The organism is Pantoea sp., from assembly GCF_032114055.1.
Taxonomy (GTDB): Bacteria; Pseudomonadota; Gammaproteobacteria; order Enterobacterales; family Enterobacteriaceae; genus Pantoea.
This window is the reverse complement of sequence record NZ_DAMCTB010000004.1, coordinates 353839-368852: the sequence shown is the minus strand read 5'-3', so window position 1 is coordinate 368852 and position 15014 is coordinate 353839. Positions and strand designations below refer to the sequence as shown.

Sequence of the window (15014 nt, the reverse complement as noted above, 5' to 3'; positions counted from 1 at the left end):
GCTAAAAGATAATTTAATCTGATTAAGAACCCATTAAATGAATGTTCTTCATGCCAGAAAAAATACTGATCAAGACATTTTCATATTAATGTCCGTCAGATGTCTGAAAGAATGGTTTTCATCCGTCGCCCCGATCTCTTCAGGCTCTTTTTTATCCGCCGGGGCTATCAATGTAATCCGATGGCTCCATCTGTTCAGTTCAGGATAATGGCTTAACTGGTGTACGAAGAAAAAACAGCCTGCACTGGCTCTGCGTTCAATAATAAGAGGGCGCGACATTGCTATTGGATGCGGTAAGTTAACAAGAGTCTTACCCGGTCATACATCTTCATCTGTCTGATTTACGGCTCAGGAAAGTAAACGCGCATACTCTGATACTATGTGCGTTGCTTCACATAAGTCACTTCCTGGGCGTCTGATACAGGCAACATCTGTTGAGCCATCCGGCATGGCAGGCGTCTTTTATCGGCCTTCAACATGAATCAGCTCTGTTTGCAGATTAGTGATTAATTTTACTGCAATTCACTGCGTTATCATTTTATCATTCTTTACTTAATCAGGCTTTTCTGGCCCAGAAAATTGATGAATTGATTCAGATCAACTATTTACCCATTCGGGCTTAAATAATTTAACCAGAAAATAAAAACAAAAAAATCATTAATTTATATTTATTTCTCACTCCGGAGGCAGAGTAATAACCTGCTGAAATACTATCACGCTAATCAACCAACCCCCTGGTATATGACAAATAGAATTAAAGATTAACCCGCGCGTGACGATAAGAAAATCAGCCTTCATTTTATCTGTTTCCGTTTTCTGCTCCTCACTAAAGGTAGAACCTATGGGTCTCTCTCAACGCATCTCCGACATTAAAATCGGAAAAAAACTGGGTACCGGATTTATTATCGTCATCGCGGCTTCGCTTGCTATTACCATGATGGCTTTTGATTGCTTTCGCAGCATCAAAGACAACTCTGCACGCCGCTCTGTGACGGTGGAGATGGTCAACGTGCTGAGTAAGGCGCGCCTGAACCGAACCCTTTTCCAGTACACAAAAGATCCAAAGTTTGCCGCACTCAACGTTCAGGCGCTGACGGAACTTGAAGTCCTTTATAAGCGCCTTTCTGCCTTTCAATGGGATGAAACTGGCCAGCAGAAAGTTTCTATGATGGGACAACTGCTTGAGCAGTATCTGAAACAGCGTGAGAAGTTTCTGACCGCCGCTCAGTCAACCACCCGCGAGCTGGAATTAATAAAAACCGACCAGCTGAACAGGGTGGCGCATCAGTTCAAATCACTGGATCTGGCGCAGCCCCCCGAAGCCGCACTCCTCCTTTCCCGACTGGCAGTGGAATTATTCGATCTTGTGAATATTGAAAAAGCGTTTCTGGACAAGCCCTCTGAGGCTGGCCGGGACGCGGTCATTGAAAAGTACACGCTCATTACCACACTGAGCGAACAGCTGAACAGCTTCAGCCAGCCGGCTATCGATGAGCTTTCCCGCGCCGTCCTCACCATTCTGACCCAGCAGCGCCAGCCCGTGACGCTCTATCTTGCGGCCACCGTGAAAGAGAAAGAGGAATCCGCCGAACTGACCACGGCCGCAGAACGATTAAACAGCGCCGTATCCGATATTTTTGCTTTCCAGTCCCATTTGTCTGCTTCCTTCATCAAACAGGCGGAATGGCGCATTGGCTTTGCGTCACTGATTTGCGTCGTGCTGAGTCTGCTGATCGCCTGGCAGATTACCCGCAGTATTACACGCCCGATAAAAGAGACCCTCAATGTTGCCCAGCGTATTGCCGAGGGGGATTTAACCACCTCGCTGAACTCCACGCGGGGAGATGAATTAGGCCAGCTGATGCAGGCCGTCGATGCCATGAGCACCAGTCTGCAGACCATTATTACGAAGGTACGGGATGGCGTCAGCAGCGTGGCTCGTGCCTCCGCCGAAATTGCGGCAGGGAATACCGACCTCTCCTCCCGTACCGAACAGCAGTCTGCCGCGGTAGTTCAGACGGCAGCCAGTATGGAAGAGCTCTCTTCAACCGTGAAGCAGAATGCGGAAAACGCCCATCATGCCAGTCAGCTGGCGACAGAGGCGTCAGTCAATGCCGGACGCGGGGGTGAAATTATCCATGACGTTATTAACACGATGAATAACATCAGCCAGAGCTCGGGCAAAATTGGCGAAATCATCAACGTCATTAACGGCATCTCTTTCCAGACCAATATTCTGGCGCTGAATGCCGCCGTCGAGGCCGCGCGCGCAGGTGAACAGGGCCGCGGTTTTGCGGTTGTCGCTGGCGAAGTTCGTAACCTGGCCCAGCGCAGTTCGCTGGCCGCTAAAGAGATCGAAACGCTGATTCGCGAGTCGCTTGATCGGGTACATGATGGCTCTGAATATGTGGAACGCGCCGGGACAACCATGAACGAGATTGTGCGTTCGGTCAGCCAGGTCAAGGATATTATGGGTGAGATTGCTGCGGCCTCAGATGAGCAGAACCGCGGTATTTCTCAGATTGCAACCGCCATGGCCGAGATGGATTCTACTACCCAGCAGAATGCCGCACTGGTTGAAGAGTCATCCGCCGCTGCCACGTCGCTGGAGTCTCAGGCCGACGAGCTGGAAAAAACGGTAGCGGTATTCCGGCTCTCTGCAGTGCAGAACGGCGTCAGCCGGACCACACCGGTTGTAACACCACGCCTGGTGCCCGCTATGCCGGTCAAAGCCTCCTCAGATGCCGGCTGGGAAAGCTTCTGACGGCGGGCCCAGCCACAACTGAATAATCATTCCGCCAGTCTGCCGGAAAAGACTGGCCGGGATGTTTCACCCTTTCATTCTCCCTTTAATGCAGGAAGTGTTGTCTCCGCTTATGCGTGAATGACACTACAGGATGAGGCTAACCGGGCAGCATCAGGACGAGATGAACGAGAGAGGGAGCCGAAACAGTCTGGTCAGCGCCTGATGATTTTGTGTCTGTCTGAGGTTTGAGGTGAAAAAAAGGGAATGTGGCGGGAGGAGTGTCGTCCGTGACAGTTTCTCCGGCCGGTATACGCTCTCGCGCAACCGATGAGGTCGTCCGCTTCGTCGTTTTCCGGCCGGAGCCGGACTACGTCTACTGGTGTCAGTTCAGTTATTGCTAGTTCAGTTCGTCGTTCAGGCCTGCAAGTGTCTGCAGGTACGGCACCTGCTGTTGAGCAATCGTCGGTGACTTAAAACTACTCAGCCATTTTCTGGCCTCGGAGATTTGCGCCAGCCGATCCGCGTTGCTTTCAGATTTCGCCATGTAACCCAACTGAGTAAAGAGTGTTGCGATACTGATTTCTTTTTTACCCAGGGCAAGGCTCAGTGCCGCTTCACCAATAATGACGTGGCCTTTCTCGTCGTTTTGAATTAACACAGAAAATCCTCCATTAGGTACGAATTGATGACAACCTCACCAGAGACTGTAGTCGTTAAAAGAAGAACTGCCCGAATAAATCACTAATAATTCCGTAACCTGCTGAACAAATGTGCTTAATCTTTTTTCCGGATTGTTCTGTTTGTCGCCGATCGCCCCGCCTGCCAGACTTGGTGATTCTCCCGCTTCCGGGCATCACCATGAAACTTTCTGTTCTTCTTACGCTGCTGGCGGCGACGGTCTGCTTTGTTTTTACCGCTTACGGCCACCTGACCTCGCAACAGACAAGCGCCCCCTCTGTAACAGAGGGCGGTGAATTCTGACAGGAGATTGACTGTCTGTGGCGGCGTCGTCATTGACCCGGTGATCAGGTATGATCCGCTCTCTTTTTCCTGCTGGTTGTCCGATGTCTGCCATTAACGATACGTTCATTGCTCCGCCCTGCGTGGAGGCAATTACCCTGCTTTTTGAAGACGAGCATCTGCTGATTATTAATAAACCCAGCGGATTGCTGAGTCTGTCAGGTAAAAACCCGCTGAATCGTGATTCCGTGCATCATCGTCTGGTGGCACATTTTCCTGGCTGTACGCTGGTTCACCGGCTCGACTTTGGTACATCCGGGCTGATGGTGGTGGCACGAAACAGGGCGATCAACGCGGCGCTCTGCCATCAGTTCAGCCAGCGTCGCGTCAGCAAAACTTATCAGGCTTTATTGTGTGGCCATCTGGCTGATGAGGAAGGGGTGATAGAGGCCGCGATAGCGAAAGATCCGGCGCAGTTTCCCAGAATGGTGATTTGCCCGGGCACAGGAAAACCCGCGCGTTCACGCTATCGGGTTGTTGAACGGGAAATCTTTCCGGGAGAAGGCCATGGTGGATTGCCGGTGACGCGGGTTGCGCTGACGCCGGAAACCGGACGTACCCACCAGCTGCGTATTCACTGTCAGCAACTGGGCCATCCGATCCTGGGCTGCGATCTTTATGGCGGCCGGTTATTGCCTGGCGCAGAGCAGGCAGAACGGCTGATGCTGCACGCCAGCGAACTGACGCTGACGCATCCGGTCAGCGGCGAACGCATGACGCTCTCCGTGCCCAGCCCATTCTGAACCGCCTGGGCGTTACCACATCAAATCGTCCGGGACTTTGAAGTCCGCATAAGGATCATCTTCATCCTCAGCCTCTTCGCTCAGGGCGCTGTTTAAAACAATGGCGCTGGCATCGCGCTGGGCAATCTTGTCCGCCACGCTGGCCGGGATAATGGCGTACTGGCTTTCACCTTCCTTCTCTCCTGCCAGACGGGCGATAGCGAGGCGGCCATTGATCAGCTGATTCTGCGTCGGCTTGTCGACCATGATTTTTTTAATCAGGTTGTTATCGGTGAAGTTGAAGCTGATGGTGCCACGCGACACGTCAATTCTGTTCATTTCGATCAGCTGTTTGATCTGGGCTTTGTACTCTTTGGATAGCACAGCCAGCTTCTGCTGCTCATTCAGCTGCTTGTCCCGCTCAAGCTGGGCCTTTTTGTTATCTTCCACCGCTGCCCGGGCTTCGCGGGCCTGAACGCGGGATTTTTTTGCGGTTCGCTTAACCTTATCCATCTTTTTGCTGGATACCAGTCCCGCTTTCAGCATCTGCTCCTGCAAGGTGAGTTTTGTCATTGTCGTCTCTGAACCTGTTAAATTATCGCCGGATTATACCTGCAATCATCCGGCCTGTGCCAGGTTGTCGCATTTGCGGCCTCTGCAATAGCGGGCTCCTCCTGCGCACTGTGCTACCATTCTCCGGTCAAAATTATCCTGTTGAGCACCATGTCTGAACTAACAAAACGTAAAAATGACCCTGAAGGGCTGAAGAAACGCATTATTGCCGGCGCACTGAAAACCTTCGCGGAGTTTGGTATGCAGGGCGCCAGGCTGGAGCAGATTGCCGAACATGCGCAGACCACCAAACGCATGGTGGTGTATCACTTTGGCAGCAAGGAACAGCTCTACATTGAGGTGCTGGAGCAGGTTTATCAGCAGATCCGCCAGCATGAAACGGGTCTGAACCTGGCGGTGATGGAGCCGAAGCTGGCGATGACGCGCCTGGTGGAGGCGAGTTTCGATTATCACGTCGCGCATCCCGATTTTATCCGGCTGGTCTGCAGCGAGAACCTGCTGCGTGGCCGTTACATCACGCAGTCGCCGCAGATTAAAACCGTTAACCGCAGCGCGCTGGATCTACTGGATGACATCCTGTCACGTGGTCAGCAGCAGGGTATTTTCATTGCCGATGTCCAGACTATTGATGTCCATCGTCTGATCAGCAGTATCTGTGTGCATCACGTCTCAAACCGCTATACCTTCAGCGCCCTGTTCACGCCTGATAATAGCGAAGAGGAGAGTATCCGCCGCAATCGTCAGTTGGCTGTCACCGCAACGCTCCGCTACATCCTGAAATAACAGGTCATTGCCCGGGCTCCGCTTACTCATGGTCTACGCTTAGTAAATCCAAGTCATTAACCCCTGTAAAAGGAACGCTGTTGTGAGCAGAGACGCACGCCTCTATCCGCTTCGCCAGACCCATGTTGAACCCGACGATGATGCGCTGTGGAACTGGGCGCAGAATGCGCAAATCGGTACAAGCAATCAGGTGCGGCGTCCCGCCAGTGAAGCGGAGTTACAGAAGCTTATTCAGACATCACGCGGTCAGATCCGGGTGATTGGCAGCAAGCTCTCGCCCGGTCGCATGCTGAAGGTCGGCAAAGATGATTTGCTGCTGGATCTCAGTGCGTTGCGCGGCCTGATTGCCAGTGATGACCACAGCGTCACCTTTGCGGGTGCGACGCCGCTGGAGCAGGTTTATCGCCGCCTGACTGAAATGAATCGCATGCTGGCTTCATCGCCAGGTGTTATTGCGATACAGACGCTCGCCGGGGCAATGGCGACCGGTACCCACGGCCAGGGTTTGCAGCAGAGTTCGATTGCCGATGAAGCGCTTTCCATACGCATGGTGCTGGCTGATGGCAGCGTGCGCGAGTTTGTGCGCGGTGACGCCGATTTCCCGGCGGCGCAGGTTTCTCTGGGCGCGCTGGGCATTGTCACGGCAGTCACGCTGCGAACTCAGCCTTTCCGCATTTTTACCTGCCATAAAAACGCCGTCTCTGCCGACACGCTGGAAGAGGATCTGCTGCGCTGGAACGACGACTACACGCTGAGCAAAGCCTGGTGGTTTGTTGACGATAACCTGATGCACGTCTGGAACGCACATGAAGCCAGTGATGAAGAGCGTCAGCGTTACGAAGCACAGGGACGTCAGGTGGTGGAACATGAAGGTGAGGTTGATGAAAGTCTTAATGACACCATCGATCAGACGCTGGCACACATGCATCGCGATACGCAGATCCATGGCAAAGGCGGTAAACAGTTTCGCACCGTTACCCGCTTCCGTGACTTCACCGATGTGACCGGTGACATTTATCAGCTTTTCTGCCGTGGAATTGCGGTGCCGCAGATCAATGTGGAGATTGGCGTCCCCCTGGCAAAAACCCCCGCCATCATTCGCCGGATTAAGGCGTGGTATGCGGAGAATCGTCCGCACATGCACTACCCCATTATCCTGCGCTGTACCGGCGCGTCGTCCGCCTGGCTCAGCCCGGCGTCGGATCAGCCCACCTGTTTCTTTGGCTTTGTGGTCTATTACGCTGACGATGGTTCGCTGTCGCAGGAAGGGTTGCACTTCCTGACGGAAGTGGAAAAGCTGCTCGCCGAAGAGGGGGGTCGCCCGCACTGGGGTAAGTATTACGATGAAGATCGCTATAACTGGCGTGAGCTCTATCCGCAGTGGGACGCCTTCCGCGCCCTGCGAAGCCAGCTCGATCCGCAGGGTCGGCTGGGCAATGACTACATCACGCCACTTTTTGACTGACTGAGGAACACTATGTTTGCCTGGGTAACGCTGTTAACACAACCCGACTATCTGGTGGGCGTCAAAGCGCTGCACCGTTCACTGCAACAGAGCCAGAGCGAGTGGCCGCTGGTGGTCATGACCACGCCCGCGATTTCTGAGGCTGACTGTCAGATTCTGCGGGATGCGGGCTGTATGATTAAGCCGGTCGAGCCGATCTATCCACGCGACGATCTGGCTCAGCATTACGCGTCAGCGCAGTTCGGTGAAGTCTGGACCAAGCTGCGTGCCTGGCAGCTTACCGATTATCAGCGTGTGGTGTTTCTGGATGCCGATATGCTGGTGCTGAAAAATATGGATGAGCTGTTTACCCTGGATCTCGGCGAGAATGCGCTGGCTGCCTGCCACGCCTGCCGCTGTAACCCGAATAAAATCGCCTCTTATCCGCCAGAGTGGCAGCCCGAGCAGTGCCATTATACCTGGCAGGCCCGGGGTGAAAGCGCGCCTGCAGAACTGGACATCTATCTGAATGGCGGTTTTCTGGTGCTTGAGCCCGATAACGCGGTGTTCGATGCGCTGGAAAAGCGTATTGCCGCCATTGACGATCTCAGTGCCTATCCCTTCTCCGAGCAGGATCTGCTGAACGAAGTCTTTGCCGGACGCTGGAAGCCGCTCTCTTATATCTACAACGCGCTAAAAACCCTGCCGTTCCAGCACAGCGGCCTCTGGCAGGATAATCAGGTGAAGAACCTGCACTATATTCTGGCCAAGCCGTGGAAACGCGATCTTAACCAGCCCGAAAGTGAGCGCGACCGCTTTTATGCACTCGACAGGCTGTGGTGGGAAAAAAGCGGCCTGATCTGATGTTCACGGGCGGGAAGCACTGGTTTCCCGCCCTGCCCGCCATTACACCGTCATCCAGCGGCGCTGTTCCGCAGACTGCGCAATCGCTTCCAGCACCTTCTGTACCTGTAACCCCTCCGCAAAATCGGGCCACATCCGATCGCCAGCCGCAATCCCGTTGATCAGGTCGCGAATCTCCACGGTTTTCTGGTCGTTAAAGCCAATACCGTGCCCGGCGGAGACGCAGAAGCTGGCGTAGTCCGGGTGGGCGGGGCCGGTCAGCAGGGTTTTGAATCCCTGCCGACCCGCAGGTTCATCATGCAGATAGAGTTCCAGCTCGGCCATGCGCTCCTGGGTATAGCGCAGCGTGCCTTTGGTGCCGGTTACGACATAAGTCAGGCCCATTTTTGCACCACAGGCGATACGTGAGGTTTCAATTACACCGTGCGCACCGTTGCTGAACCGCAGCAGCGCGCTGGCCTGATCCTCATTTTCTACCGGCAGTCGCTTTTCGGGGGCTTTAGGGTCTGGCCGCGAGGTGATGACCGTCATCATATCGCCGCTCACCTCCGTAATCTCCCCCACCAGATAGTGCGCCATGTTAACGATATGTGCGGCGAGATCGCCCAGCGCGCCGAGTCCCGCCAGCGCTTTCTGGCAGTGCCAGTCACGCGGCGTTTCCGCGCTGGCGAGATAGTCTTCATTATGGGTACCGTAGAAATGCACCACCTCACCGATCTCGCCACCGGCAATAATCTCTTTCGCCAGCTGGCTGGTCGGGTTTTTCATGTAGTTAAAGCCGACCAGGGTTTTGACGCCAGCGGCCTGCGCGGCCGCCACCATCTCCTGCGCATCCGCCACACTCAGGGAGAGTGGCTTCTCTGAATAGACATGCTTGCCGTGACGTATCGCTTCCAGCGCCATCTCTTTGTGCAGAAAGTTGGGTGCGCAGATGTCCACCACGTCAATGGCGGGATCGCTGACCAGCGTGCGCCAGTCGCCCGTAGAGCGTGCAAAGCCAAAGGTAGCGGCCTGGCGGGCCGCCAGCTCAGGATTCACCTCGGCGAGCATCTCCCGCACGATTTCGCCTTTCAGCGCAAACACGGTCGGCGCCTGCGCATAGGCAATGGCGTGGCAACGTCCGATATAGCCGCTGCCGATCATGCCGATTCTGACTTTGTTCATTTCAACTCCAGAAATTCAGTTCAGGGATGAAATGAAATCTACGTTTCAGTTTTGCGGCTGACAAAGCCGGAAATAACAGTTTGTGACGGCAGTAAAAAACTATTGGTTAAAATCACGCCTTATGCCGTCTGACAAGCGCCGTACCCTGCCAGAACCCCTCATAAACACCTCAGTTTCTTCGCCGGTTTCAGCGACCTCGTCATCCCGCTTAGGCGCGGTTCCGGAATCTGACACAGCAAAGTGGCGACTATTTCAGCAGTCAGCAGGATTTATGAAAAAGAGCTTTGACATGGCCGGGCGTGGCCGTTACTATGCGCCCCGTTCCAACGATTCCTCTGTAGTTCAGTCGGTAGAACGGCGGACTGTTAATCCGTATGTCACTGGTTCGAGTCCAGTCAGAGGAGCCAGATTCAAGAAACCCGCTCAGGGAAACCTGAGCGGGTTTTTTATTGGCTATCGTTTCCTCCTCGCCGCTCTTCAGGACAGCATGGCTTCCAGCCGGGCCAGCACGTCATTGACGAACGTTTCAGGGAGTTGCCCCCGCCCTTAGCTGGCGTCCGTGTCCAGCGGCCCAGGCTGATCACAGCGAATCACGCACACTAATCTGCAACCTGCGCCATCGGGTGTACGGTTAAGCCTGCTGCACGGGCAACGTTTCCACCGTAGGTGATGAAAAGGCTCACTTCAGCGTGCGGATTGCATTACCCATGCCGCTCCTCAAAGGAACAGAACGGACGGTTGTGAGGTTTAACGGTCAGCCCCTTGTCGAAGGGCATACCGGCGTCGCTGCCTGGCGATAACAACAGCGTTTTCAGCTCAGCGGGATGCAAAGGATGATGTCAGAACGGATAGAAGGATTGCAGCGCCTCTTCCACCTGTTGATTACAGCGTGCAGGCTTACAGAGAGGAACGCAAAAAAACTGCACCTTACTCAACTGGCATGCCAGCGTTTGGGGTGCAGTCGCATTTCAGACTGGTTCAGGTTTCAGGACAATCAGAGATCGAAACGATCCAGATTCATCACTTTGGTCCAGGCAGCCACGAAGTCTCTGACAAATTTTTCGTGGGCGTCGCTGCTGGCGTAGACTTCCGCTGAGGCGCGTAACACCGCGTTGGAACCAAACACCAGATCGGCACGGGTGGCGGTATAGCGGGTTTCGCCACTGACGCGATCGCGGCCAATGAACGCCTCATTGCGGCTATCGGCGGCTTTCCACTCGGTGCGCATATCCAGCAGATTCACGAAAAAGTCAGTGTTCAGTGAACCGACATTCTGCGTGAAAATACCGTGCTGGCTGCCATCAAAGTTAGCGCCCAGCGCACGCATGCCACCCACCAGCACTGTTAACTCTGGCACGGTCAGCGTCAGCTGCTGCGCCTTGTCGATCAACAGGCTTTCGGTAGTGGTTTTGCCAAAGCCGGTGCCGTAGTTACGGAAACCGTCTGCACGCGGTTTCAGCAGATTAAACGACTCAACATCGGTCTGATCCTGACGCGCATCCACCCGGCCAGGGGTAAAGGGCACATCAATGGATACGCCTGCCGCTTTCGCCGCCTGTTCCACACCAACCACACCCGCCAGCACGATCACATCCGCCAGAGAAGCTTTGTTGGCTTCGCGCTGAATCGCTTCCAGCGTCGGCAGCACGCGCGCGGCGACGGCATTGACGTCCCACTCACGCTGCGGCAGCAGGGCCAGCCGTGCGCCATTGGCACCGCCACGCTTGTCGCCACCCCGGAAGGTTGAAGCCGACGCCCAGGCGACAGACACCAGCTCGCTGACGCTCAGACCAGCTGCGGCAATCTTCTCTTTCAGCTGTGCAATGTCCGCAACGGTAGGATGATAAACCGGTGCAGGCAGAGGATCCTGCCAGATCAGATCTTCCTGCGGCACTTCAGGTCCGATGTAGCGCGCTTTTGGCCCCATATCACGGTGAGTCAGCTTGAACCACGCACGGGCAAAGGCTTCGTTAAACGCCTGCGGATCGTTGAGGAAACGACGCGAAATCTTTTCGAACTCCGGATCAAAACGCAGTGTCAGATCGGTAACCAGCATGGTCGGTTTGTGTTTCTTCGCGCTGTCGAAGGCATCCGGAATGATTTCCGGTGCATCCGCAGCGACAAACTGAATTGCCCCCGCCGGGCTGCGCGTCTGAACCCACTCATATTTGAACAGGTTTTCGAAAAAGTAGTTGCTCCACTGGGTCGGTGTCTGCGACCAGATCACTTCCAGACCGGATGTGATGGCATCGGGACCGACACCGCTGCCGTGGCTGCTCACCCAGCCCAGCCCCTGCGCTTCGATAGGTGCCGTTTCCGGATCGACGCCAACGTGGCTGGCGGGTGCCGCGCCGTGGGTTTTACCCAGCGTATGGCCGCCTGCAATCAGTGCCACGATCTCTTCATCGTTCATGCCCATATTGCCAAAGGTGGCGCGAATTGCCGGAGCAGCAGAAGCAGGATCGCCGCTGTGTTCCGGCCCTTCCGGATTGACATAGATCAGACCCATTTCGGTAGCACCCAGCGGCGACTGAGCAAGGGCTTCCGGATGACGATGTTCCAGCCAGGCGGCTTCTTCGCCCCAGTTAACATCCATATCCGGTTCCCAGACATCTTCACGTCCGGCACCAAAGCCGAAGGTGCGAAAGCCTGAGTTTTCCAGCGCGACGTTACCCGCCAGAATGTAGAGGTCGGCCCAGGAGATCTTCTGACCATATTTCTGCTTGATCGGCCACAGCAGGCGACGCGCTTTGTCCAGACTGACGTTGTCCGGCCAGGAGTTTAACGGCGCAAAACGCTGCTGACCACGACCTGAACCACCGCGCCCGTCAACGGAGCGATAGGTTCCGGCGCTGTGCCAGGCCATGCGGATAAACAGGCCGATATAGCTGCCCCAGTCGGCGGGCCACCAGGCCTGTGACTCGGTCAGCAGCCCTTTGATGTCAGCTTTCAGGGCAGCGTAATCAAGTTTTGCAAATTCTTTACGGTAATCAAAGGCTTCGTCGAGCGGGTTTGAACGGGATGAATGCTGATTCAGCAGGTCAACACGGAGCTGATTCGGCCACCAGTCGCGGTTAGTGGTGCCACCGCCCGGTGCCTGATTGGACTGCGCAGGCTTGCCCGAATGAAAGGGACATTTGCTCTCGGGCGCTTCGCGATCGGCTTCAGAGATCGGCTTTGCATCTTTTGCATCTTCATCAACGGAATTGCTCATGGTCACACCTCTTTTTTGTATTTTCATCGCTACTCTATAGAGGATTTTCAGGAACGCACACCTGTCTCACCCTATCTGTTTGATAGCTTTTACCTTTTTATGAAGCTCATTCAAAAGCTGAAAACAATGAAAAAACCTCTGTCGCCCCACTGGCGAAGGCGAGCGGAGCGGCAGGCGCCCCCTGAGACTATTCTGACCGCCACGGTTTCTCAACCCGCATCGCTTCGCAGCGTCACAATTCGCTGGCGCTGTCACACTCATCTGGAGTGAGGCTACTGGCGGAGGGGGGCGGGAAAAAAGGGGAAAGGGTTGCAGCAAAAAACGGGGTGAAAAAAAGCGCATCCGGGTAAGCGGACGCGCCTGCAGAGAGTTAACGCCAGCCGAGTTCCGGTGCGACATACTTCAGAATCGCTTCGATCACATGCGTGTTATAGGCGACGCCAAGCTGGTTCGGCACGGTAAGCAGCAGCGTATCGGCTTCGGCAATCGCCTCATCCTGCGCCAGCTGCTTAATCAGCACCTCCGGCTCTGCAGCGTAACTGCGGCCAAAGATGGCGCGGGTTTTCTCATCAAGGAAGCCGACGGAATCCCGATCGTTACCGCTGCGGCCAAAATAAGCACGGTCCATATCATTCACCAGCGCAAAGATGCTGCGACTGACTGACACCCGCGGCGTGTGCGTATGCCCCGCCGCTTTCCAGGCTTCACGGTAGGCGCGGATCTGCTTCGCCTGCTGGATATGGAATGGCTCGCCGGTTTCATCATCTTTCAGGGTAGAACTTTGCAGGTTCATCCCCATTTTTGCGGCCCAGATGGCAGTAGCATTGGAGCCGGAGCCCCACCAGATGCGGTCGCGCAGACCTTCAGATAGCGGCTCAGGGCGCAGCAATCCCGGTGGATTCGGGAACATTGGCTGTGGATTCGGCTTAGCAAAGCCTTCACCACGCAGGACCTCCAGAAACTCTTCGGTGTGACGACGGCCCATATCCGCATCGCTCTCACCCGCTTTCGGTTCGAAGCCAAAATAGCGCCAGCCATCAATCACCTGCTCAGGGGAACCGCGGCTCAGGCCCAGCTGCAGACGACCATTGGAGATCAGGTCTGCTGCGCTGGCATCCTCGACCATATAAAGCGGATTCTCGTAGCGCATATCGATGACGCCGGTGCCAATCTCAATCTTTTTCGTGCGTGCAGCAATCGCGGCCAGCAGCGGAAACGGCGAGCTGAGCTGACGGGCAAAATGGTGAACGCGGAAGTAGGCACCCTCTGCGCCCAGCTCTTCGGCGGCCACCGCTAAGTCGATCGACTGCAGCAGCACATCCTGCGCAGTACGCGTGGCGGACTGCGACGACGGCGTCCAGTGACCAAAAGATAAGAAGCCAATATTTTTCATCTGTGTTTCTCCTGACGGGCCTGAAATGCCCGTAAACAGAGGCAATTTCTGATAAGCCAAGGTTACGCCCTCTGCGCCGCCACTGATAGTCAATATCTTTCAGCGCCATATTCAGGATTTTCGACATAGCGACACTGCAGGGAAGTCAGGCCCTGTTTTCCTGTGCGGCTGCGGAATCTGCACTACCCTCAGATCCCTGTCCCGTGCCAGGCGTCTAACGTCGTTCACCTGCCCGGTCGCGATCGTCATGGCGCACGGGTCACGATCTGAGGTGGTGACGCAAGGCCGATTTCTGCTATGGGAGAGGAGTGATGTGTGACCTGCTCGCGTTTCCGATGTACGCGATTTCGCCGCCCGCCACACAGTCCCTGCTGGAGGCGATGGTTGAGCTGCTGGCACAATACGGCACAGCGGCACAACCGGTCTGGCCCGACGATCTGCTGACGCACTGGCGGGATGACCGCCTGCTGCTGAGCCAGACCTGTGGTTATCCACTGATGAGCCAGCTTCCTGCAGTCCGGCTGGTCGGCGCGTTTCACTATCAGGCACCCGGTTGTAGCGGGTGTGACTATCGCAGCTGGCTGGTTGCGCGGGACCCACAGGCTCTGCTAACCGATTTTCACGGCCTGCGGGCGGTAGCGAACAGTCTGGATTCTCACTCGGGCTACAATGCGTTGCGCTGGATGGCGGCACAGCATGGCATCACCTTTTCGCGGCTTCTGCTGAGCGGCGGTCATCGTCAGTCACTGGCGGCAGTGCGTGAGGCACGGGCAGATATCGCGGCTATCGACTGCGTGAGCTGGGCGCTGCTGGCGCGCTATGCGCCGGATGAACTGCGCGGGTTGCATATCATTGGTGAAACGCCCGCGGCACCAGGGCTGCCGCTAATCACGTCCGCCCGGACCTCTGCAACTCAGCATGCGATGTTGTGTGCAGTCCTGCATCAGCTGGTCAGCGATCCCCGCTGGCGGCACGTCTGCGACGCCAGCCTGATTAGCGGATTCAGCCCAATGCAGCGTCACGACTATCAGCGCGTACTGACGTGGGAACAGCAGGCTGCAGGGTGGGGCGTGACCCGTCTGTAATCTGCC

Annotated in this window: 11 protein-coding genes and 1 tRNA gene; 7 read left to right on the top strand and 5 right to left on the bottom strand. The window is 55.4% G+C overall.

All coding sequences use genetic code 11. The features are described 5' to 3' along the window. Positions 1-841 precede the first annotated feature (841 nt). Positions 842-2764: a methyl-accepting chemotaxis protein gene (locus RT657_RS09850; RefSeq protein WP_313654131.1), complete on the top strand. Its 1923-nt coding sequence runs from the start codon at positions 842-844 to the stop codon at positions 2762-2764. A gap of 379 nt (positions 2765-3143) precedes the next feature. On the opposite strand, the gene RT657_RS09845 is transcribed toward RT657_RS09850, so the two are convergent. Continuing rightward, a complete protein-coding gene (locus RT657_RS09845; RefSeq protein WP_313654130.1) occupies positions 3144-3404 on the bottom strand; it encodes a hypothetical protein in 261 nt (86 codons plus the stop codon). Positions 3405-3810: 406 nt separating this feature from the next. On the opposite strand from RT657_RS09845, the gene RT657_RS09840 reads away from it, so the two are divergent. After that, positions 3811-4509, top strand: a complete 699-nt coding sequence (locus RT657_RS09840) for an RluA family pseudouridine synthase (protein ID WP_313654129.1) — start codon at positions 3811-3813, stop codon at positions 4507-4509. A gap of 12 nt (positions 4510-4521) precedes the next feature. On the opposite strand, the gene RT657_RS09835 is transcribed toward RT657_RS09840, so the two are convergent. Beyond that, positions 4522-5061 (bottom strand): DUF2058 domain-containing protein, encoded by a 540-nt coding sequence (locus RT657_RS09835; RefSeq protein ID WP_313654128.1) that lies wholly within the window; start codon positions 5059-5061, stop codon positions 4522-4524. A gap of 150 nt (positions 5062-5211) precedes the next feature. Between RT657_RS09835 and RT657_RS09830 the strand changes: the two genes are divergently transcribed. The 3 genes from RT657_RS09830 (at position 5212) to RT657_RS09820 (ending at position 8152) form a co-directional block, all read left to right on the top strand. Next, positions 5212-5844 (top strand): TetR family transcriptional regulator, encoded by a 633-nt coding sequence (locus RT657_RS09830; RefSeq protein WP_313654126.1) that lies wholly within the window; start codon positions 5212-5214, stop codon positions 5842-5844. An 82-nt stretch (positions 5845-5926) separates the two neighbouring features. Beyond that, positions 5927-7309, top strand: coding sequence for a D-arabinono-1,4-lactone oxidase (locus RT657_RS09825; protein ID WP_313654125.1), 1383 nt, complete (start codon positions 5927-5929; stop codon positions 7307-7309). A gap of 12 nt (positions 7310-7321) precedes the next feature. Continuing rightward, entirely contained in the window at positions 7322-8152 is an 831-nt protein-coding gene (locus tag RT657_RS09820) for a glycosyltransferase family 8 protein (protein ID WP_313654124.1), read from the top strand. Between the two features lie 42 nt (positions 8153-8194). Here RT657_RS09820 and RT657_RS09815 read toward each other — a convergent pair whose 3' ends face one another. Beyond that, a complete protein-coding gene (locus tag RT657_RS09815) occupies positions 8195-9316 on the bottom strand; it encodes a Gfo/Idh/MocA family oxidoreductase (RefSeq protein WP_313654123.1) in 1122 nt (373 codons plus the stop codon). Between the two features lie 331 nt (positions 9317-9647). On the opposite strand from RT657_RS09815, the gene RT657_RS09810 reads away from it, so the two are divergent. Beyond that, positions 9648-9723: transfer RNA gene (locus RT657_RS09810), tRNA-Asn, on the top strand. Positions 9724-10310: 587 nt separating this feature from the next. Here RT657_RS09810 and katG read toward each other — a convergent pair. Both katG and RT657_RS09800 read right to left on the bottom strand, forming a co-directional pair. Then, complete coding sequence (katG, locus tag RT657_RS09805; protein ID WP_313654122.1) at positions 10311-12530, bottom strand: catalase/peroxidase HPI; 2220 nt, start codon at positions 12528-12530, stop codon at positions 10311-10313. Between the two features lie 370 nt (positions 12531-12900). Continuing rightward, on the bottom strand, positions 12901-13923 hold the full coding sequence (locus RT657_RS09800; protein WP_313654121.1) for an LLM class flavin-dependent oxidoreductase: 1023 nt from the start codon (positions 13921-13923) through the stop codon (positions 12901-12903). 311 nt (positions 13924-14234) lie between these two features. On the opposite strand from RT657_RS09800, the gene RT657_RS09795 reads away from it, so the two are divergent. Then, positions 14235-15008, top strand: coding sequence for a PhnD/SsuA/transferrin family substrate-binding protein (locus RT657_RS09795; RefSeq protein WP_313654120.1), 774 nt, complete (start codon positions 14235-14237; stop codon positions 15006-15008). The last annotated feature ends 6 nt before the right edge of the window (positions 15009-15014 follow it).

What these genes read in the sequence shown, in the direction of transcription:
- RT657_RS09850 (WP_313654131.1), top strand. Translation starts at nt 842, where the DNA reads ATGGGTCTCTCTCAACGCATCTCCGACATTAAAATCGGAAAAAAACTG.
- RT657_RS09840 (WP_313654129.1), top strand. Translation starts at nt 3,811, where the DNA reads ATGTCTGCCATTAACGATACGTTCATTGCTCCGCCCTGCGTGGAGGCA.
- RT657_RS09835 (WP_313654128.1), bottom strand. Translation starts at nt 5,061, where the DNA reads ATGACAAAACTCACCTTGCAGGAGCAGATGCTGAAAGCGGGACTGGTA.
- RT657_RS09830 (WP_313654126.1), top strand. Translation starts at nt 5,212, where the DNA reads ATGTCTGAACTAACAAAACGTAAAAATGACCCTGAAGGGCTGAAGAAA.
- RT657_RS09820 (WP_313654124.1), top strand. Translation starts at nt 7,322, where the DNA reads ATGTTTGCCTGGGTAACGCTGTTAACACAACCCGACTATCTGGTGGGC.
- RT657_RS09815 (WP_313654123.1), bottom strand. Translation starts at nt 9,316, where the DNA reads ATGAACAAAGTCAGAATCGGCATGATCGGCAGCGGCTATATCGGACGT.
- katG (WP_313654122.1), bottom strand. Translation starts at nt 12,530, where the DNA reads ATGAGCAATTCCGTTGATGAAGATGCAAAAGATGCAAAGCCGATCTCT.
- RT657_RS09800 (WP_313654121.1), bottom strand. Translation starts at nt 13,923, where the DNA reads ATGAAAAATATTGGCTTCTTATCTTTTGGTCACTGGACGCCGTCGTCG.
- RT657_RS09795 (WP_313654120.1), top strand. Translation starts at nt 14,235, where the DNA reads ATGTGTGACCTGCTCGCGTTTCCGATGTACGCGATTTCGCCGCCCGCC.